General features: G+C 64.1%; 17 protein-coding genes. 8 read left to right on the plus strand and 9 right to left on the minus strand.

Translation table 11 applies throughout. From position 1 onward, the window contains the following. The 7 genes from JQ573_RS29215 to JQ573_RS29245 form a co-directional block, all read right to left on the minus strand. Positions 1 to 1245 (minus strand): acyl-CoA dehydrogenase, encoded by a 1245-nt coding sequence (locus tag JQ573_RS29215; RefSeq protein ID WP_212311754.1) that lies wholly within the window; start codon positions 1243 to 1245, stop codon positions 1 to 3. Between the two features lie 114 nt (positions 1246 to 1359). Continuing rightward, positions 1360 to 2607 (minus strand): acyl-CoA dehydrogenase, encoded by a 1248-nt coding sequence (locus JQ573_RS29220; RefSeq protein ID WP_212311755.1) that lies wholly within the window; start codon positions 2605 to 2607, stop codon positions 1360 to 1362. 122 nt (positions 2608 to 2729) lie between these two features. Further along, positions 2730 to 3857 carry an acyl-CoA dehydrogenase family protein gene (locus JQ573_RS29225; protein WP_212311756.1) on the minus strand — a complete coding sequence of 376 codons (1128 nt, stop codon included), beginning with the start codon at positions 3855 to 3857 and terminating at the stop codon, positions 2730 to 2732. A 182-nt stretch (positions 3858 to 4039) separates the two neighbouring features. Then, on the minus strand, positions 4040 to 5905 hold the full coding sequence (locus JQ573_RS29230) for an AMP-binding protein (protein WP_212311757.1): 1866 nt from the start codon (positions 5903 to 5905) through the stop codon (positions 4040 to 4042). Positions 5906 to 5946: 41 nt separating this feature from the next. After that, positions 5947 to 6753 carry an enoyl-CoA hydratase/isomerase family protein gene (locus JQ573_RS29235; RefSeq protein WP_212311758.1) on the minus strand — a complete coding sequence of 269 codons (807 nt, stop codon included), beginning with the start codon at positions 6751 to 6753 and terminating at the stop codon, positions 5947 to 5949. Between the two features lie 181 nt (positions 6754 to 6934). Further along, positions 6935 to 7693, minus strand: a complete 759-nt coding sequence (locus JQ573_RS29240; RefSeq protein ID WP_029077953.1) for an SDR family NAD(P)-dependent oxidoreductase — start codon at positions 7691 to 7693, stop codon at positions 6935 to 6937. 96 nt (positions 7694 to 7789) lie between these two features. Continuing rightward, positions 7790 to 8452, minus strand: coding sequence for a TetR family transcriptional regulator (locus tag JQ573_RS29245; protein WP_212311759.1), 663 nt, complete (start codon positions 8450 to 8452; stop codon positions 7790 to 7792). 186 nt (positions 8453 to 8638) lie between these two features. On the opposite strand from JQ573_RS29245, the gene JQ573_RS29250 reads away from it, so the two are divergent. Further along, the gene (locus JQ573_RS29250; RefSeq protein WP_212311760.1) at positions 8639 to 9811 is read left to right on the plus strand and encodes an acetyl-CoA C-acetyltransferase; all 1173 of its coding nucleotides are present in this window, start codon (positions 8639 to 8641) and stop codon (positions 9809 to 9811) included. A gap of 208 nt (positions 9812 to 10019) precedes the next feature. Beyond that, complete coding sequence (locus JQ573_RS29255) at positions 10020 to 11564, plus strand: acyl-CoA synthetase (RefSeq protein WP_212311761.1); 1545 nt, start codon at positions 10020 to 10022, stop codon at positions 11562 to 11564. 201 nt (positions 11565 to 11765) lie between these two features. Here the strand turns inward: JQ573_RS29255 and JQ573_RS29260 are convergent, their stop codons facing one another. Then, entirely contained in the window at positions 11766 to 12272 is a 507-nt protein-coding gene (locus JQ573_RS29260) for a hypothetical protein (protein WP_212311762.1), read from the minus strand. Between the two features lie 104 nt (positions 12273 to 12376). On the opposite strand from JQ573_RS29260, the gene JQ573_RS29265 reads away from it, so the two are divergent. Both JQ573_RS29265 and JQ573_RS29270 read left to right on the plus strand, forming a co-directional pair. Beyond that, the gene (locus tag JQ573_RS29265; RefSeq protein WP_212312884.1) at positions 12377 to 13522 is read left to right on the plus strand and encodes an alpha/beta fold hydrolase; all 1146 of its coding nucleotides are present in this window, start codon (positions 12377 to 12379) and stop codon (positions 13520 to 13522) included. A gap of 212 nt (positions 13523 to 13734) precedes the next feature. Continuing rightward, positions 13735 to 14103 carry a hypothetical protein gene (locus JQ573_RS29270; RefSeq protein WP_212311763.1) on the plus strand — a complete coding sequence of 123 codons (369 nt, stop codon included), beginning with the start codon at positions 13735 to 13737 and terminating at the stop codon, positions 14101 to 14103. Positions 14104 to 14181: 78 nt separating this feature from the next. Here the strand turns inward: JQ573_RS29270 and JQ573_RS29275 are convergent, their stop codons facing one another. Then, positions 14182 to 14904, minus strand: coding sequence for a hypothetical protein (locus JQ573_RS29275; RefSeq protein ID WP_176528698.1), 723 nt, complete (start codon positions 14902 to 14904; stop codon positions 14182 to 14184). 164 nt (positions 14905 to 15068) lie between these two features. On the opposite strand from JQ573_RS29275, the gene mbfA reads away from it, so the two are divergent. From mbfA to JQ573_RS29295, 4 genes are all read left to right on the plus strand, one after another. Continuing rightward, positions 15069 to 16040 carry an iron exporter MbfA gene (mbfA, locus tag JQ573_RS29280; RefSeq protein ID WP_212311764.1) on the plus strand — a complete coding sequence of 324 codons (972 nt, stop codon included), beginning with the start codon at positions 15069 to 15071 and terminating at the stop codon, positions 16038 to 16040. A 19-nt stretch (positions 16041 to 16059) separates the two neighbouring features. Next, positions 16060 to 16926, plus strand: coding sequence for a hypothetical protein (locus JQ573_RS29285; protein ID WP_249132502.1), 867 nt, complete (start codon positions 16060 to 16062; stop codon positions 16924 to 16926). Positions 16927 to 17078: 152 nt separating this feature from the next. Then, a complete protein-coding gene (locus JQ573_RS29290) occupies positions 17079 to 18551 on the plus strand; it encodes an amidase (protein ID WP_212311765.1) in 1473 nt (490 codons plus the stop codon). Positions 18552 to 18667: 116 nt separating this feature from the next. Beyond that, positions 18668 to 19021 carry a nuclear transport factor 2 family protein gene (locus JQ573_RS29295; protein ID WP_212311766.1) on the plus strand — a complete coding sequence of 118 codons (354 nt, stop codon included), beginning with the start codon at positions 18668 to 18670 and terminating at the stop codon, positions 19019 to 19021. Positions 19022 to 19110: the final 89 nt, after the last annotated feature.

Genomic DNA, 19110 nt, shown 5'->3' on the forward strand with positions numbered 1-19110 from the left:
CTAACGCCCCTTGGTCGGGATCTTGTTGTAGGGCACGTCCTTGTCGACGCGGATATCGCCCGGCAGGCCGAGCACGCGCTCGGCGATGATGTTGCGCAGGATCTCGTCGGTGCCGCCGGCGATACGCATTGAGGGCGACGACAGCAGCATCTGCTGGAACTGGCCGTTGGCCTGCTCCTCATCGGTGCCGGTGAGGCTGCCCGCGGCGCCCTCGAGGTCCATCGCGTAGGTCGCGATGTCCTGCAGCATCAGGCCGGAGACGAGCTTGCCGATGGAGTTCTCTGGGCCCGGACGCTCGCCCTTCGACAGCGCCGAGATCGCGCGGTAGCTGGTGTATTTCAGCCCGCTCGCCTTCACTGCCCAGCTCGCAAGCTTGGAGCGCACCGCCGGATCGTCGATCGCGAGGCCATCCTCCAGCATCAGATTGGAGCAGAACTCGAACATTTCAGGGACACCGGTCGCGAGCCGCGATCCGATCGACATGCGCTCGTTCATCAGCGTGGTCAGCGACACGCTCCAGCCCTCGCCGACCGCACCGAGGCGCTGGCTGTCCGGAATCACGACGTCGGTGAAATAGACCTCATTGAACTCCTGCATGCCGTTGGCCTGCTTGATCGGCCTGACCTCGACGCCCGGGCTCTTCATGTCGAGGAAGAACATGGTGAGGCCCTTGTGCTTGGGCACATTCGGATCGGTGCGCGCGATCAGAAGGCCGTAGTCGGAGTAATGCGCGCCGGAGGTCCAGATCTTCTGGCCGTTGACGACCCAGTTGTCGCCCTTCTTCTCGGCGCGGGTGCGCAGGCCGGCGACGTCGGAGCCCGCCGACGGCTCGGAGAACAGCTGGCACCAGATCTCCTCACCGGAGGCGAGCCTTGGCAGATAGCGGCGCTTGGCGTCTTCAGAGCCCCAGGCCATCACGGTCGGGCCACACATGCCCTCGCCGATCTGGAACGGCTGGGTCAGCTTGCCGTAGACGCCCTCTTCCTGCTGCCAGATCACGCGCTCGATCGGGGTGGCGCCGCGGCCGCCATATTCCTTCGGCCAGTGCAGGCAGGCCCAGCCACCCTCCGCCTTCTTCTTCTGCCAGGCCTTGCCGACCTCGACCATGTCGTGCTTGGCGAGCCTGATGCGGCCGAGCGAGGATTTTGACAACTCCTCCTCGAACTCCTTCGGAGCATGGGCCGCGATCCACTGGCGCGCGATCTTGCGGAATTCGGCTTCCTGCGGCGTGTCATCGAAATTCATGGCGAACCTCTTTTTTTGCGTAGGGTGGGTTAGCCAAAGGCGTAACCCACCGATTCCATCGAAACGTTGTTGCGAAATGGCGGGTTACGCTGCGCTAACCCACCCTACGATTTTCTATGCTCGACCCTTGGTCGGGATCTTGTTGAAGGGAACGTCCTTGTCGACCCGGATGTCGCCGGGCAGGCCCAGCACGCGCTCGGCGATGATGTTGCGCATGATCTCGTCGGTGCCGCCCTCGACGCGGGTACCCGGCGCGCGCAGCAGCATCGCCTGGAACTTGCCGGCGACCTCGGCATCCTCGGGCCCGTTGAGCGCACCGGCGGCGCCTTGCAGGTCGAGCGCGTAGGTTGCGACGTCCTGGATCATCGGGCCGGCGACCAGCTTGCCGATCGAGTTCTCGGGCCCCGGGCGTTCACCACGGGAGAGCGCGGAGATCGCGCGCATGCTGGTGTATTTCAGCCCGCTCGCCTTCACCGCCCAGTTCGCGAGCTTCGCGCGCACCGCGCGGTTCTCGATCGCGGGGCCATCCTCCAGCATCAGGCTGTTGCAGAAGTCGAACAGCTCGGGGAAGCCGGTGGCAACGCCCGCGCCGATCGACATGCGCTCGTTCATCAGCGTCGTCAGCGACACGTTCCAGCCGTCATTGACATTGCCAAGCCGCTGCGAGTCCGGAATGCGCACGTCGGTGAAATAGACCTCGTTGAAGTCGGAGGCGCCGCTCGCCTGCTTGATCGGCCTGACCTCGACGCCCGGGCTCTTCATGTCCAGGAAGAACATGGTGAGGCCCTTGTGCTTCGCGACATTGGGATCGGTGCGAGTCAACAGGATGCCGTAGTCGGAATAATGCGCGCCCGAGGTCCAGATCTTCTGGCCGTTGATCACCCATTCGTCGCCCTGCTTCTCGGCGCGGGTGCGCAGACCAGCGACGTCGGAGCCGCCGGCCGGTTCGGAGAACAGCTGGCACCAGACCTTTTCGCCGGAGGCCAGCGGCGGCAGATATTTGCGCTTCTGCTCCTCGCCGGCGAACGCCATCATGGTCGGGCCGCACATGCCGTGGCCGATGATGAACATCGAGCTGAGGCGGCCGAACGGGCCCTCCTCCTGCTGCCAGATCACGCGCTCGATCGGTGACGAACCGCGGCCGCCATACTCCTTCGGCCAGTGCAGGCAGGCCCAGCCGGCATCGGCCTTCTTCTTCTGCCAGGCCTTGGCGACCTCGAGAATGTTGGCGCCCTTGAGCTGCACGCGGCCGAGCGAGGCCTTGCGCAGCTCGTCCTCATATTGCTTCGGCGCATTGGCCGCGATCCAGGCTTTCGCCTCGGCGCGGAATGCGGCCTCCTGCGGGGTGTCGTCGAAATTCATGACGGTTCTCTTTCGGTCATTCCGGGGCGAAGCGGAGCTTCGAACCCGGAATCTAGAGGCTATTTTCTCATCTCGAGATTCCGGGTTCGCGACTTCGTCGCGCCCCGGAATGACGCGCTAGGTTACGCCGCGTTCTTCTTGCGCATGCGGTCGATCAGCGCGTCTTCCCAATAGGACAGGCTGCCGAGGCCGAGTGCCACCGCATTGGCGCGGCGATAGTACATGTGGCAGTCGAACTCCCAGGTGAAGCCCATGCCGCCATGGACCTGGATGTTGTTCTTGGCGCAGTGCTGGAACGCTTGCGTCGCGCTGATGCGCGCGGCAGCGGCCGCTTCCGGCAGTTCGCCGGCATTGGTCGAGAGCGCCCAGGCGCCGTAATAGCAGTTCGAGCGCGCCAGCGTCGCCGACACATACATGTCGGCCAGCATGTGCTTGACCGCCTGGAACGAGCCGATCGGACGGCCGAACGCGATGCGGTCGAGCGCATAGTCGCGGCCCATTTCGAGCGCGCGGTCGGCACCACCGACCTGCTCGAACGCCATCAACACGGCTGCACGATCCAGCACCTGGGTGATGACGCTCCAGCCCTCGCCGGCCGCACCGAGCGGCTCGGCCTTGGCGTCCTTGAAGGTGATCTCGGCCTGGCCGCGGGTCAGATCGATGTTGGTCAGCGACTTGACCGCGACACCGCCGGCCTTGAGATCGACGATGAACAAGGAAATATCAGACTCGCGCCCACTCGAACCGGTGCGCGCGGCCACCACGGCGAAATCGGCGATCGCACCATCAGCAACCGGCTTCTTGACGCCATTGAGCACGCCGCCATTGGCCGTGACCTTGACCGCCTTCGGCGACGGGTTGCCCTTACCCTCGAACAGCGCCAGCGTGCCGATGGCATCGCCGGAGGCGATCTTCGGCAGCCACTTCTGCTTCTGCGCGTCACTGCCTGCGATCAGGATCGCCTCGGCCGCAAGATACACGGTGGAGGAGAACGGCACTGGCGCCAGCGCGCGGCCCATTTCTTCCGCGATCACGCAGAGCTCGAGATGGCCGGCACCCGCGCCGCCGAACTTCTCCGGGATCGCGACGCCGAGGAAGCCCATCTCGGCGAGGCCCTTCCACAGCGCCTTGTCGTAGGGCACCTTGCCGTCGAGCACCTCGCGCACAGCCTTGGGCGGGCACTGCTCGGCGAGGTACTTCCGCGCCTCGTCACGCATCTGCTTCTGTTCGTCGGAGAAATCGAAATTCATGGCGGCTACCTTTTTCTTGCGGTCACTTGTTCTTCGTTATTCCCCGATGCGCAATTGCGCATCTGAGGGCGCGACGAAGTCGCGAGCCCGGAATCCATCGGGCTCCGGACTCGCTGCAAAATGGATTCCGGGTTCGCGCTTCGCGCGCCCCGGAATGACGTGTTGAGAGAGCATCAGCTTCATCACAGCACGATCACCTCATCACCGGGCTTGTCGGCATAGAGCTTCTCCACCAGCGCGGCGCGGCGTTCGAGGCCGGCGCGCTGGTTGATGTAGCCCTTGTCGGTGAGTTCATTGCCGTCGATCGACGGCGGCTCGGCCATCAGCATCGCACGCGCGATGCGCATGCTGCTGCCGGTGCAAGATGCATTGTGCGCCTGCAAGCCCTTCCTGAGGCAATCGACCACCTCGGGATGCCGGACCACGTCCTCGTAGCTCGCATCCGCATTGCCGACGAGCTGGCGGCAGGCATGCAGGTTGGGCCAGCACAACAGGCCGATGAACTCGCGGTCCTGCCCCGCCACCAATGCATCGTGTACGACCGGGGTCGCGGCTGATATCGCATCGGTGCGCAGCGAGCCGACATGGACGAAGGTGCCGGTCGTCAGCTTGAAGTCCTCGACCACACGGCCGGCAAAGATGATGCCCTGCAGCGGGTCCGCAGGATCCACGAACACGCCGGCATCGCCGATGCAGTAGAAGCCTTCCTCGTCGAACATCTTTGCGGTGAGGTCCGGCTGGCCGAAATAGCCCGGCGTGACGTTGACGCCGCGCAGCCGCAATTCGTATTTCGAGCCGCACGGCACCATCTTCAGCTCGACGCCGGGGAACGGCAGGCCAATCAGGCCGACGCGCTCCGTGTCCCAATAGGTGCCGGTCGAGGTCGGCGCGGTCTCGGTCGAGCCCCAGCCGGTGTAGAACACGATGCGCTCGCCCGTGGTCTTCACGGCCAGCGCCTGCATCCGGTCATAGAGATCGTCGGGCAGCCGCGCGCCGCCATAGGCCATGATCGAGAGGTTCTTGAAGAAGCTCCGGCACAGCTCCTCGTCCTTTTCCATTGCAGCCGCGAGCGCGGCATAGCCGGCCGGCACATTGGCGTAGTAGGTCGGCGACACCTCGCGCAGATTCCGGATGGTCTCCTCGAGCTGGCCCGGCATCGGCCGGCCGTCGTCGATATAGAGCGTGCCGCCGTCGACCAGCACCGGGTTGAACGCGGCATTGCCGCCCATGGTGTGATTCCACGGCATCCAGTCGAGCACGGTCGGGATCGGGCCGGCCGTTTCACGTGGGCGCACCTGCATCATCATCGCCGCATTGGCGCACATCATCTCTTGGGTGTTGATGACGGCCTTGGGCATGCCGGTCGAGCCCGAGGTGAACAGCAGCTTGCCAACGGTATCAGGCGTGATCTTCGCGATCGAGGCGCCAACATCAGCCGTCACCGGCGTTGCTGCGAGCTCGGCAAAGGCTGTGCTCTTGATCCCCTCGCAGGGACGCAGGACGTGAATGACCGTGATGCCGGTGAGATCGATCGCCTTCAGCGCCTTCTCGAAGGTCGGGCCGTCCTGCACCATCACGACGGCGGGCTTGATCAGGTTGAAGAGATATTTGAGCTTGAGGTGATCCTGGCTCATCAGCGAATAGGCCGGCGACACTGGCGCGGCCGGCAGCCGTGCCTGCATCGCAGCCTGCGTCATCAGCGAGTGCTCGATCGAATTGCCTGACAGGATCGCGACGGGCCGGCCGTCGACAATGCCGAGATCGAGCAGGCCTTGTGTCAGCGCATCGACGGTGCGCTTGGCTTCACCGTAGGAGACCTTGCGCCATTGCCGGTCGGGGCCGCCGCGTTGCGCCAGCCAGATCCGCTCCGGCGCCTGCACCGCCCATTTGGCGAGATAGGCCGGGATGTGGGTCTCGTAAGCCTGCAACGGGATCCGCGACTTCAGCACGACGGTACCGTCAGCGCGCCGCTCGACCGCGATGTCACGTGCGAGCCAGTCCACCTTGCGAAAGGCAGGCTTCGTCAGCATCGCCGCGTCTCCATCCATTTTGCGTCTCCCGGAATTCTTGTCCTTTTGAGGATCTGTTCTCAGCGCCTGATATAGACAGGCTTTCGTTTCTCGAGAAAGGCCTTGATGCCTTCCTGGAAATCTTCCGAGCGGCTGCACAGCACCTGATTGCGATCCTCCATCGCGATCACGGCCTCGATCGAGCCGGCATCGACGCTCATGTTGAGGCATTCCTTCGACAGGCGGAGACCGGTCGGCGAGGCCGTCATCATCGCCTCGACGTAAGGATTGGCCGCGACGTCGAGATCGGCCGCCTCGACCACCTCGGACACCAGGCCAAGCGCAAGCGCGCGGTCGGCATGGATGAAGCGCCCGGTGAGGATCAATTCGGAGGCGACCGACACGCCGACGAGGCGCGGCAGGAAGTAGCTGGTGCCGATGTCGCAACCGCCCAGGCCGAGCTTGATGAAGGCGCAGTTCATCCGCGCGTTCTTGGCCGCGATGCGGATGTCGGCCGCGAGCGCCAGCGCGAAGCCGCCGCCGGCGGCCGCGCCCTGCACCAGCGCGATGATCGGCTGCGGACAGCGCCGCATCAGCATCACGATGTCGGCAATGCGGCGCTGCGAGTCGAGCGACTCCGTGACACCAGGCGGCTCGGCCTGGCCGCCGCGGCGCGCCATCGCGTGCTTGAGGTCGAGCCCAGCGCAGAAATTCACGCCAGCGCCCTTCAACACCACGACGCGGGTGTCGCGATTGCGCTGCAGGCCCTGGAAATAGGTATTGAGCGCATCGATCAGCGCGGGATCGAGCGCGTTCAGGCTTTCGGGACGATTGAGCGTGACCCAATCGACTCCATCGTGATGTTCGATCAGCAGCGGCTGAGACACGCGCTTGGTCCTCCCGACCGTCGTCCCGGCCAAGCGAAGCGCGAGCCGGGACCCATAACCACAGGCTTTTGTTGTTTTGCGCGACGTCTGCCAGGTTTGCCTGTTACAGACGCCGCGGAGTATGGGTCCCTGCTCCAGCGCGCAATTGCGCGCAAGGCAGGGACGACAGTGGAACTCGCCGCTAGCGCGGGGCCATGCGGATGGCGCCGTCGAGGCGGATGGTTTCGCCGTTGAGCATCGGGTTCTCGACGATATGGACGGCGAGGTTGCCGTATTCGGAAGCATCGCCGAGGCGGGCCGGATGCGGCACCTGGGCACCCAGACTCTTGCGGGCTTCCTCGTTGAGACCCATCAGCAGCGGCGTCAGGAACAGGCCGGGTGCAATGGTGTTGACGCGGATCTTCAGGCTGGCGAGGTCGCGCGCGGCCGGCAGCGTGAGGCCGACGACACCGCCCTTCGAGGCCGAATAGGCGATCTGGCCGATCTGGCCTTCATAGGCCGCGACCGACGCGGTGTTGATCGCGACGCCGCGCTCCTCGCCGATCGGGGCTTCGGTGGCGAGGCGCTCGGCGAACAGGCGCAGCACGTTGAAGGTGCCGATCAAATTGACGTTGATGATGCGGACGAACTTCGCCAGCGGATAGACGCCGTCCTTGCCGACGATGCGCTGCGAGCCGCCGATGCCGGCGCAGTTCATCAGCACGCGCGCGATGCCGTGCGCGGCCTCGGCCTTGGCGATCGCCGCCTTGATCGCTTCCTCGTCGGTGACGTCGGCGTGCAGGGCAACGCCCTTCACTTCGGCGGCGACCTTCTCGGCGTTTTCCTTGTTCTGGTCGATCACGCCGATCCTGGCGCCCTTGGCGGCCATGGCGCGCGCGGTGGCGGCACCGAGGCCGGAGCCACCGCCGGTGATGAGAACGGCAACGTCTTTCAACTGCATGGGAACAACCTTTCCTTGGGCGTTTCTTCTCTAGACTTGTTATGGCGAATGGTGAGCAGCGAATGGCGAGTGGAAAAGATGACCTCTCCCAATCCGCTACTCGCTATTCGCCATCCGCGATTCCTTCGCTTCCAGCACGCCGCCGAAGATCAAGGCTTCCATGTGCCTGATGTATTCGCGGCAGACCTCGTCGGTGACCGGACCGACACCGACTGCGCGCGACATCGCGTGGCGGCCGAAGAACAGGTGATCGCAGGCGCCGATCAGGCTGGTGTAGAACAGCACCGGATCGATCTTGCGGAATTCGCCGGCCTTGATGCCCTCGGCGAGCAGCCGGCGGTGAAAATCCAAAAGCGGCGCGACGAAGAATTTCGACACCTCGTTCGCGGCGGCAGTCGAGCTCTCGTGCAGGAGATAATGGATCAGCCGGTTCATATAGGGGAACTGGTGATAGGCGCGGATGATGCCGCCGATATGCAGCCGCAGTTTCGCGGACGGCGTGATCGGCTGTGCCAGGAGATATTCGAGTTGCGATATCTCGGTGGCGGCGTCGCGCGCGAGCAGCGCCAGCAACAGCCCGTCCTTGTTGCCGAAATGATATTTCACCAGCGCGGCGTTGACGCCCGACTTCTGGGCGATGTCGGACAGCGAAACCTCGATCGAGGCGCGCTCGATCATCAGCTCGCTGGCTGCGACCAATAGCTTGTCGGCAGTGGCATTTTTGCCGGCCGGAAGTTTCGTCGGTACGCTGGTATTCAACTGCGCTCTGGTCCCGCTCTGTGTCCCCGGCTGTTTCTTGGCTCGCCGGTAAATCGAGGCCGCACATAAGCCCATGGCGGGGCTGCACTCAAGAGTTAATTGATTGATTGACTAAATGCTGAGCCGCCCCTTAAATCCGGCCCAACTTTGAAACCGCCCAATCCAGAAACACCAGGGAGATCAGACATGGCCGAGGCATATATCGTCGCCGCCGCCCGCACCGCCGGCGGCCGCAAGGGAGGGCGTCTTTCCGGTTGGCATCCGGCCGATCTGGCCGCGACCGTGCTCGATGCGCTGGTCGAACGATCAGGTGCCGACCCGGCGCAGGTCGAAGACGTGATCATGGGCTGCGTGATGCAGGCCGGCGAGCAGTCCAACAACGTCGCGCGCAACGCGGTGATGGCCTCGAAGCTGCCGGAGAGCGTGCCCGCGACCTCGATCGACCGCCAGTGCGGCTCCTCGCAGCAGTCGCTGCACTTCGCGGCGCAGGCCGTGATGAGCGGCACCATGGACTGCGTGATCGCCGCCGGCGTGGAATCGATGACCCGCGTGCCGATGGGGCTCGCCTCCTCGCTGCCCGCCAAGAACGGCTTCGGCCACTACAAGAGCCCGGGCATCGAGGCGAAGTATCCCAACATCGTGTTCAGCCAGTTCACCGGCGCGGAGATGATGGCCGAGAAGTACGGCCTATCGAAGGACGAACTCGACGAATATTCCTACAACAGCCATCAGCGCGCGATCGCGGCGACGCAAGCCGGCCACTTCAAGGACGAGATCGTGCCGGTGACAATCACCCGCGCCGACGGCTCGACCGACACCCACCATATCGATGAAGGCATCCGCTTCGACGCCAGCCTCGACGGCATCAAGGGCGTCAAGCTGATCGCCGAGAACGGCAAGCTGACCGCGGCGAGCGCCAGCCAGATCTGCGACGGCGCATCCGGCGTGATGGTCGTCAACGAGAAGGGCCTGAAGGCGCTCGGCGTCAAACCGATGGCGCGCATCCATCACCTCACCATGATGGGCGGCGACCCCGTGATCATGCTGGAAGCGCCGCTGCCGGCAACCCAGCGCGCGCTGCAGAAGGCCGGCATGACCATCGACGACATCGACCTGTTCGAGGTCAACGAGGCGTTCGCCTCGGTGCCGACCGCGTGGCTGAAGACCACCGGCGCCGATCCGGCCCGGCTCAACGTCAATGGCGGCGCGATCGCGCTCGGCCATCCGCTCGGCGGCTCCGGTACCAAGCTGATGACGACGCTGCTGCATGCCCTGAAGCAGCGCAACAAGCGCTACGGCCTGCAGACCATGTGCGAAGGCGGCGGCATGGCGAATGTGACGATTGTCGAGCGACTGTAAGAAGCGTTCGATTAGGTCCGAAGGGCCTCCACGAAAAAAGTGTCGTCCCGGCCTTGAGCCGGGACCCATAGCCACAGGTGCTTGTGGTTAGGCCCGGCTGGGGCCACAACCCAGTCCAAGAACAAAAATCAGTGGTTATGGTCCCGGCTCCCGTGCGCAATTGCGCACTAGGCCGGGACGACCACTATTGATGCTCCGAGGAAACACAATGACCCATCCGTCCATCCACGCGCGCAACCATCCGCACAAGATCGCCTATCGGATGGCGGCGTCCGGCAAGGCGATCACCTATCGCGAGCTCGACGAGCTCTCGAACCAGGGCGCGCATCTGTTCCGCTCGCTCGGCCTGAAGGCCGGTGACCACATCGCGCTACTGATGGAAAACCGCCTCGCCTTCATGGAGATCTGCTGGGCGGCGCAGCGCTCGGGGCTCTATTACACGGCGATCAGCCGCTACCTGACCGAAGAGGAGATCGCCTACATCATCAAAGACTGCGGAGCCAAGGTATTCATCACCACACCGCAATGCGCCGACAAGGTGAAGGGCCTGATCAAGGGCGAGGCGGGCGAGCCGCTGTTCTACATGATGGACGAGCCGGCCCCTGGCTTCCGCTCCTACGACAAGGAGGCCGCCGCGCAGCCGAACACGCCGGTTGCCGACGAGGTCGCCGGCTACGACATGCTGTATTCCTCCGGCACCACCGGCCGGCCCAAGGGCATCAAGAGGGAGTTCGAGGGAAACCGGATTGACGTGCCGAGCCCGTTCCTGCGGATTCTCACCGCCGACATGTGCGGCATGAATGCCGACAGCATCTATCTGTCGCCGGCGCCGCTCTATCACGCGGCCCCCCTGCGCTTCAACATGATGGCAACGGTGCTGGGCGGCACCTCCGTCATCATGGAGCATTTCGACGCCGAGGAATTTCTGAAGCAGGTCGAGAAGCACAAGGTGACGCAGTCGCAGCTGGTGCCGACCATGTTCGTGCGCATGCTGAAGCTGCCCGACGAGGTACGCGCCCGCTACAAGATCTCATCGCTGAAGGGCGCGATCCACGCCGCGGCGCCCTGCCCGGTCGACGTCAAGGCGAAGATGATCGAATGGTGGGGACCGATCCTGATCGAGTATTACGCCGGCTCCGAGGGCAACGGCGTCACGGTCTCGACCTCGCAGCAATGGCTGACCCACCGCGGCACGGTCGGCCGCGCCGTGGTCGGCAAGGTCAAGATTCTGGACGAGAACGACGAGGAGGCGCCGACCGGGCAGATCGGCCAGGTCTATTTCGCCGACGCGCCCGCGTTCACCTATCACAACGATCCCGAGAAGACGAAGAAGGCCTACAACGCCAAGGGCTGGTCGACGCTCGGCGACGTCGGCTACCTCGACGAAGAGGGCTTCCTCTATCTCACCGACCGCAAGAGCTACATGATCATCTCCGGCGGCGTGAACATCTATCCGCAGGAGACCGAGGACGTGCTGATCACGCATCCCGCGGTCTCCGACGTCGCGGTGTTCGGCGTGCCGAACGAGGAGATGGGCGAAGAGGTCAAGGCCGTGGTGCAGCCGCACGACATCACCAGGGCCGGCAAGGAGCTCGAGGCCGAGCTGATCGCATTCTGCCGCCAGCATCTGTCGCCGATCAAATGCCCGAAGAGCATCGATTTCGAGCAAGAGCTGCCGCGCACCCCGACGGGCAAGCTGGTGAAGCGGCATCTGCGTGACCGCTATTGGCCGAAGGCGTCAGCCAAGGCGTGATTCCTCTTATCCTCCCCTGGAGGGGAGGATTGGTTCGCATGGAATGCGAACCGAGGTGGGGTGAAAGTCCCTCGTATCGGTGACTTGCCGTGTTGAGAGATCACCCCACCCCGCCTCACATCTCGCTTCGCTCGCTGTGAGCCGACCCTCCCCCTCCAGGGGAGGGTGAAGGATGGACAACGCTTCTAGCGTTATGCAGCACTACAAGTCCTCCGCCGGTCCGCATGCCACCGACGCCGCAGCACGCAGGTGCAGTTGGCCGTGCTTGCCTGATGCCGTGCTGGTCCATTGCGCGTCGATCTGCTGAAAATCTTCCGACAGCTTGCCGCGATGGCTGCCGTCGGTCTCGAACGCTCCATTGCCATCGGGCGATTGTTCAAAGATCTCGACCTCGAGATCGGACAGCCGGATGAACATCTGCACGCCGATCCTGGTCACGTGACGGCCGACCTCATATGAACCGCAGCCGCGTGCCTCCGCATTCTGCTCGTTCAGGGCCTGCACCTTGTCGAAGGTGATGACGACGTTCTGCACCGTGTTGTCGCCATCCCACAGGAATTCGCCGATATAGGCGCGCGGCAATTTTTCGGTGAGCTCCTTGATGTCGGCCGCACGGACCGCAGGCATCAGCACCAGGCCGGCGGCTACGATCATCAGGCCGAGACGCGACATCCAGCCGGGCAGCTCTGCAATCCTCGCGTGGCGCATGCGGTATGCATCCCGTGGCCAAAGTTGCTATCGTGAATCAATGGCCGCCAGCATACAGCAAAATGCGCTGGTTCTGCGGCGATGCCCAACAGGTGATCTGCACGATGGAAACGCTCCCCGACGTCCCGCTCCCCGCCACCATCCGCTCACGTTATGTCGACGGGATCAACGGCCTGCGGATGCATGTGCTGGAGGCGGGCTTCGAAACAGCCGGCCGGCCCTGCCTGTTGCTGCTGCACGGCTTTCCGGAGCTGGCGTTTTCCTGGCGCAAGGTGATGCCGAAGCTCGCCGCGGCCGGCTATCACGTGATCGCGCCGGACCAGCGCGGCTATGGCCGCACCACAGGCTGGAGCGCGGATTATGACGGCGACCTCACATCATTCCGCCTGCCCAATCTGGTGCGCGATGCGCTCGGGCTGGTCGCAGCGTTCGGCTACACGCACGTCGATGCCGTGATCGGGCACGATTTCGGCTCGTCGGTCGCGGCATGGTGCGCGCTGATCCGCCCCGACGTGTTCCGCGCTGTCGTCATGATGAGCGCGCCGTTCGGAGGAACGCCGTCGCTGCCGTTCAACACCGCAAGTGAGCCCGCGAACCCCGCGAGCGAGGACCCCGTGCATCGCGAGCTGGCGGCGCTGCCGCGTCCGCGCAAGCACTACCAATGGTACTATTCGACGCGTCCGGCCAATGCCGACATGCATCGCGCCCCACAGGGGGTGCACGACTTCCTGCGCGCCTACTACCATCACAAGAGCGCGGACTGGAAAGACAACAAGCCGTATCCGCTGCAATTCTGGTCAGCGGGGGAGCTGGCCAAGCTGCCGACCTACTATGTGATGGACCTCGCCAAGGACATGGCCGCGACGGTGGCCGAGGAGATGCCGTCGCACGAGGCGATCGCCGCCAACGCATGGCTGCCGGACCGCGACCTCGCCTATTACAGCGCGGAGTATCAGCGCACGGGATTCCAGGGCGGGCTGCAATGGTATCGCTGCGGGACGTCAGGCGCGTTCACTTCGGAATTGCAAACCTGGAGCGGCCGCAGCATCGACCAGCCGTCCGCGTTCATCTCGGGCAAGCAGGATTGGGGCACCTATCAGCGGCCCGGCGTGTTCGAGGCGATGCAGACCAGGGCCTGTACCAAAATGATCGGCTGCCATCTGGTCGACGGCGCCGGCCACTGGGTGCAGCAGGAGCAGCCGGACGAAGTGAGCCGGCTGCTGCTTCAGTTCCTCGCGCGTGCAAGCTAGAGCCACTTCGGTTCTGATCGAATCAGTCGCTCTAGATTCTTGTTTTGGCAGGTTTTCTTTGCGCGAATCGGCATCCGTCCCGTGTCAGATGCGGGTGCCTGCCGCCACGATCCCGTCACAGGGCGTTAATGCGCGGTTCACGAAACATTGGGCAATGATTGGCGTTGCTACAAACCGGCGCTCGGTCCGGCGACTTTTTGAGGAGAGCAAAGATGGATAGGAAAATCGCTGGACTTCTGGGAGCGGTGGCCGCGTTCGGCGCGGTCGGTGCCGCCGAAGCTGCGCCTGGGCCGAACCCGGCCGACGTTCTGCAGGCGAACTCATACGCGGACCTGCTGGAGCCGATCTCGAACGCCTCCGCAAAGCTGCAGGCGCTCGACGAGGCTGCGCCCGCTCCGGTCCGCGAGAACGTGCAGCTTGCACAGTACTACCACCACCATCACCACCACCACCATCATCACGGCTACTATCGCCGCGACTACTACGACCGCCCGGTCATCGTGGTGCCGCGCTATCGGCGCTACCACCATCACCATCATCACCACCATCACCATCACAGCTTCTACCGTCGCGATTACTGAGCGATGGCGACCGATCGGCGATACCACAACGGGGCCCGCGGGCCCCGTTGTTTTGTCAACCATGATGCGGCATCTCGCTCAATCGTTGCGCGCCTTCTCCTTTGCGGCGCGGTGCAGATGGCGATATGTGCCGTCGAACACCGTGTCCGATGACGACGTCCATTCCGTTCCGGCGGCCAGTTTGGGCCGATTGTTGTAGATGCGGCGCGCCTGCAATTCGCGTTCGGCGGCCTCCTCCTCGCCCATCTGCTCGAGTTGAAAGTTCGCTTCCTCGGGAATCACGATGATCTGGGCGAACGGCTCGTTCGGCCGGAAAATGTGGGTGCGCCCTTCCGCCGGCGCCTTGAACACCGTGAAGAACATCATCGGCCACCAATTGCGCACGAGCGCCGGAACGGCGATCGGCACGGTGTCGGAGCGATCGGTGTAGAAGCGCGGATGCGGTTCGGTACGGATTGCCATGCCCTTCTCGACCTTGAGATCGAGCAATATCTGATAGGTGTAGAACGCGTCGCCGAAATTCCGGAACGGCGGCCACTGCACGCCGCTGTCCGGCGGCTCACCCCAGTCGGCGTCGAGTTGTAATCTTCCGTCCTTCGTGGTGACGTGCAGCTCGAAATCATAGGGATAGAACAGCTCGATCCCGTATTGCGCGCCTTCCGAGAACGGCACGCAATGCCAGACCTGCTCGCGCGAACCATCGCTGCGCGGCTCACGGTTGCCGGCCCAGCCCGGAATCTCGAGTTTCGTCCGCCGCGGCGCCAGTCGCGCGTCGTTCAGGCGGAATTTGACGGTGTCCATGGCATCCTCTCGTGCACAGCAGGAACTCGAACGGACGTAGCACAGCCTAGTTCCCCTGATCTTGATCACGAACGGGCAGAGACGCACCCATCCAGGATTGACCTCGGCCTGACGAGCAAATATTAGAATTATTCTAATTCTAAATTGGAAACGAAGGCGTTGCCGTGAAGAATTTCGCCGATTTGACCGAGCGCGAGGTGCTGGCGGTCGCGATTGCCTCCGAGGAGGAGGACAGCCGCATCTACATGTCCTTCGCCGAGGACCTCACCGAACGCTATCCAGATACCGCAAAGATCTTCGAGGAGATGGCGGAGGAAGAGCGCGGCCATCGCCACCGTCTGCTCGAAACCTACGAGCAGCGCTTCGGCCCGCATCTGCCACCGATCCGGCGCGAGGACGTCAAAGGCTTTCTGCGCCGGCGCCCGATCTGGCTGACCAAGAACCTGCCGCTAGACACCATCCGCAAGGAAGTCGAGACCATGGAGCTGGAGGCCGAGCGCTTCTATGCCCGCGCCGCCGAAAGGGCCGAAGATGTCGGCGTGCGCCGGCTGCTCGGCGATCTCGCCGAGGAGGAGAAGGGCCACGAGAAGCTCGCCGTCCGCCTGACCGGCGAGATCCTCAAGCCCGACGTGCGCGCGGAGGAAGACCGCACGCGGCGGCGAATGTTCGTGCTGCAATATGTGCAGCCGGGCCTCGCCGGACTGATGGACGGCTCGGTCTCGACCTTGGCGCCGCTGTTCGCCGCCGCCTTCGCCACGCATCACAACTGGCAGACCTTTCTGGTCGGCCTTGCGGCCTCGATCGGCGCCGGCATTAGCATGGGCTTTGCGGAAGCGCTGTCCGACGACGGCTCGCTGACCGGCCGCGGCTCGCCCTGGCTGCGGGGCATCACCTGCGGATTGATGACGACGCTCGGAGGTCTCGGCCACACCATTCCCTATCTGGTGCCCGACGCCTGGCCGAACGCATTCTGGATCGCGACTGCGATCGCCGGCATCGTGGTGTTCTTCGAGTTGTGGGCGATCGCCTTCATCCGCTCGCGCTACATGGATACGCCGTTCCTGCAGGCGGTGTTCCAGATCGTGCTCGGCGGCGCGATCGTGCTCGCGGTCGGCATATTGATCGGCGCGGCGTAGCGCGGAATCGAGGTATCCGATGTCCCGTCTCCGCAAACATCGCGTTCTGGCCGGCACAGCATTGACCATGCTGGGCGCGCTCGGATGCAGCGGTCGCGCGCAGGCGACCGACGAGATCCAAGTCTACAATGCCGGCATCGCGGCGGTCGGCCAGTTCACCATCCAGCAGCATCTCAACTATGTCGGCATCGGGCAGAAGGATCCGCCCTTCCCCGGCGGCTTTCCCTCCAAGGGCAGCCTCAACGGCACGCCGGAGTTTGCCTATGGCATGACCGATTGGTGGGAGCTCGGGCTCTATCTGCCGTTTGCCGTGCAGGACCGGCAATTCCTGTCCGACGCATTCAAGCTACGCACGCTGTTCGTCTCGCCGAACGCCGACAAGCGCAATTTGTTCTACGGCATCAATTTCGAGCTGAGCTACCAGATGCCGAAATTCGCACAGACCCGCTGGGGCCTTGAGATCCGGCCGATAATCGGCGTGCGCAACGCGGACTATGAATTCATCGTCAATCCGATTGTCGACGTCGGTTTCGGCAAATACGGCGAGGCGGACTTCGCTCCCGCCGCTCGTGTGGCGCGCAAGCTCAACAATGATGTGTATGTCGGCCTCGAATACTACGCCGATTTCGGCAAGATCGGCGCCTTCAGCCCGCTCGCCGAGCAGCAGCACACATTGTTCGCGGTGACCGACTTCAAGGTGGGCGACGTCGACATCGACTTCGGCGTCGGCTACGGCCTGACGCGGGCATCCGACCGGCTCGTCGTCAAGACCATCATCGGATACGCCTTCCCGGTGCCCGGGACCAAGGAGAGCAGCGAGCGCGCCAGCGCGAGCGGCCTCATCAATCCAATGGCGCATCTGTCCGCGCGCAGCACGCCTTATTAGGCGCGCGTCAGCATCCGGCAGAGCCCGATGATCACGATCGCGTTAGGCGATGTGTGACGTCGACGCGCCGCGCCAGCGCAATTGCGATCAAGCCGGTCTTGCCCGCGCGCTCCATTCTGCGCATGATCGCCACCAAAATCAGGGAGCACGCCGTGGCCAAATCACAATACAGTTTCAAGACCGCCGTCGAACTGTCGAAAGCCCTGCACAACAAGCAGGTCTCCGCCGTCGAGCTCGCAGAAGACGCGATCGGCCGCATCGAGCGCCACGACGGCAAGGTCAACGCGGTTTGCGTGCGCGATTTCGAGCGCGGCCTCGCTGCGGCACGCGCTGCGGACGCCGCGATCGCGCGCGGCGAGCACAAGCCGTTGCTCGGCATCCCCATGACGGTGAAGGAGTCCTTCAACGTCGCTGGATTGCCGACCACCTGGGGCTTCCCGCCGCAAAAGGATTTCGTGCCGGCTGAGGACGCGCTCGCGATCACGCGGGTGAAGGACGCCGGCGGCGTCATCCTCGGCAAGACCAACGTGCCGGTCGCCCTCGCCGACTGGCAGAGCTACAACGAGATCTACGGCACCACCAACAACCCCTACGACCTCGGCCGCACGCCGGGCGGCTCCTCCGGCGGATCGTCGGCGGCGCTTGCCGCGGGCTACGGCGCATTGTCGCTCGGCTCCGACATCGGCGGCTCGCTGCGCGTGCCGGGATTCCACTGCGGTATCTATGCGCACAAGCCGACCTTCGATCTGCTGGCGTCTCGCGGCCACACCGCGCCGCCGGCGCCGCCGCTGATCTACGAGCGTGACCTTGCGGTGATCGGCCCGATGGCGCGCGGCGCGGCCGACCTCGCGCTGCTGCTCGATGTGATGGCCGGCCCCGACCCGCTCGATACCGGTAAGGCCTATCGTCTCGAGCTGCCCGCGGCGCGCCACACGAGCCTGAAGGATTTCCACATCCTCGTCATCGACACCGATCCGGTGCTGCCGACCGACAGGGCAGTTCGCGGCAGCATCGACAAGCTCGCCAGCAATCTCGACAAGGCCGGCGCGAAGATATCGCGTTCGAGCCCGCTGCTGCCCGATTTCGCGTCCTCCTCGCGGCTCTATATGCGGATGCTGCTATCGTTCCTCGCAGCTAGCTTCCCGCCGGAGGTCTATGCCGGCGCCTGCGCAGCTGCGGCGGCGCTGCCGGCCAGCGATAACAGCCTGGGTGCCGAGCGGTTGCGCGGCATCGCGCTCAGCCATCGCGACTGGGTGCAGGCAACCTACGCCCGCGCGCGGCTGCGCGCGCAATGGCGCGAGCTGTTCAAATCGTTCGACGCCGTGATCTGTCCGATCATGCCGACGCCGGCCTATCCGCACGATCATTCGCCGGACCAGGAGCAGCGGCGAATCCTGATCGACGGTGAACCGCACGTCTACACCGACCAGCTCGCCTGGCCCGGCATCGCAACGCTGCCCGGCCTGCCTTCGACTGCGATCCCGACCGGCTTTGCGCCCGACGGACTGCCGGTCGGCGTGCAGATCGTCGGTCCCATGCTGGAAGACCGCACGCCGCTGAAGCTCGCAGAGCTGATCGAGCGCGAGTTTGGCGGCTTCGTGCCGCCGAAGATGTTCGACGATTAGGTGGGTTGCTGCCGTCATTGCGAGCGAAGCGAAGCAATCCATATAGCAACGTACGCGGAACGATGGATTGCTTCGTCGCTCCGCTCCTCGCAATGACGACAACAGGGAGAACACCAATGAGCAAGGACCTCGAAGAGCTGACAAAGCTCAACAAGGATTACGTCGACTCAGTTCAGAACTGCGACGTCAAGCGTTTCGATGAAATCCTGGCGCAGGACTTCTACTGCACCAATCCCGACAAGAGCCTGGTCGATCGCGCCGCCTTCCTGAAGCAGACGGCGATCCCGGTGAAGATCAAGGGACTGAAGGCCGAGGACGTCAAGATCCGCATCCTCGGCGATTTCGCCATCATCCACGCCCAGACCAGCTACACCGGCGCGGACGGTGAGCCCGCGCACGGCCGCTACACCGATTGCTGGGCACGGCAGAACGGGAAATGGCTCGCGGTGTCTGCGCACGTCGCACGGTGAACGATTCAGGTGTCGTCCCGGCGCAGGCCGGGACCCATAACCACCGCCATCTGTGGCGAGTAAAGAAAGTCGTCCACCTTCGTGCCCAA

Origin of the sequence: Bradyrhizobium sp. AUGA SZCCT0105, from assembly GCF_018129565.1 — a bacterium.
Taxonomy (GTDB): domain Bacteria; phylum Pseudomonadota; class Alphaproteobacteria; order Rhizobiales; family Xanthobacteraceae; genus Bradyrhizobium.

Coding starts and splice junctions, on each gene's coding strand:
- JQ573_RS29275 (WP_176528698.1), bottom strand. CDS start 14,904: ATGGACACCGTCAAATTCCGCCTGAACGACGCGCGACTGGCGCCGCGG.
- JQ573_RS29215 (WP_212311754.1), bottom strand. CDS start 1,245: ATGAATTTCGATGACACGCCGCAGGAAGCCGAATTCCGCAAGATCGCG.
- JQ573_RS29285 (WP_249132502.1), top strand. CDS start 16,060: ATGTCCCGTCTCCGCAAACATCGCGTTCTGGCCGGCACAGCATTGACC.
- JQ573_RS29240 (WP_029077953.1), bottom strand. CDS start 7,693: ATGCAGTTGAAAGACGTTGCCGTTCTCATCACCGGCGGTGGCTCCGGC.
- JQ573_RS29220 (WP_212311755.1), bottom strand. CDS start 2,607: ATGAATTTCGACGACACCCCGCAGGAGGCCGCATTCCGCGCCGAGGCG.
- JQ573_RS29255 (WP_212311761.1), top strand. CDS start 10,020: ATGACCCATCCGTCCATCCACGCGCGCAACCATCCGCACAAGATCGCC.
- JQ573_RS29265 (WP_212312884.1), top strand. CDS start 12,377: ATGGAAACGCTCCCCGACGTCCCGCTCCCCGCCACCATCCGCTCACGT.
- JQ573_RS29250 (WP_212311760.1), top strand. CDS start 8,639: ATGGCCGAGGCATATATCGTCGCCGCCGCCCGCACCGCCGGCGGCCGC.
- JQ573_RS29295 (WP_212311766.1), top strand. CDS start 18,668: ATGAGCAAGGACCTCGAAGAGCTGACAAAGCTCAACAAGGATTACGTC.
- JQ573_RS29230 (WP_212311757.1), bottom strand. CDS start 5,905: ATGGATGGAGACGCGGCGATGCTGACGAAGCCTGCCTTTCGCAAGGTG.
- JQ573_RS29225 (WP_212311756.1), bottom strand. CDS start 3,857: ATGAATTTCGATTTCTCCGACGAACAGAAGCAGATGCGTGACGAGGCG.
- JQ573_RS29260 (WP_212311762.1), bottom strand. CDS start 12,272: ATGCGCCACGCGAGGATTGCAGAGCTGCCCGGCTGGATGTCGCGTCTC.
- JQ573_RS29270 (WP_212311763.1), top strand. CDS start 13,735: ATGGATAGGAAAATCGCTGGACTTCTGGGAGCGGTGGCCGCGTTCGGC.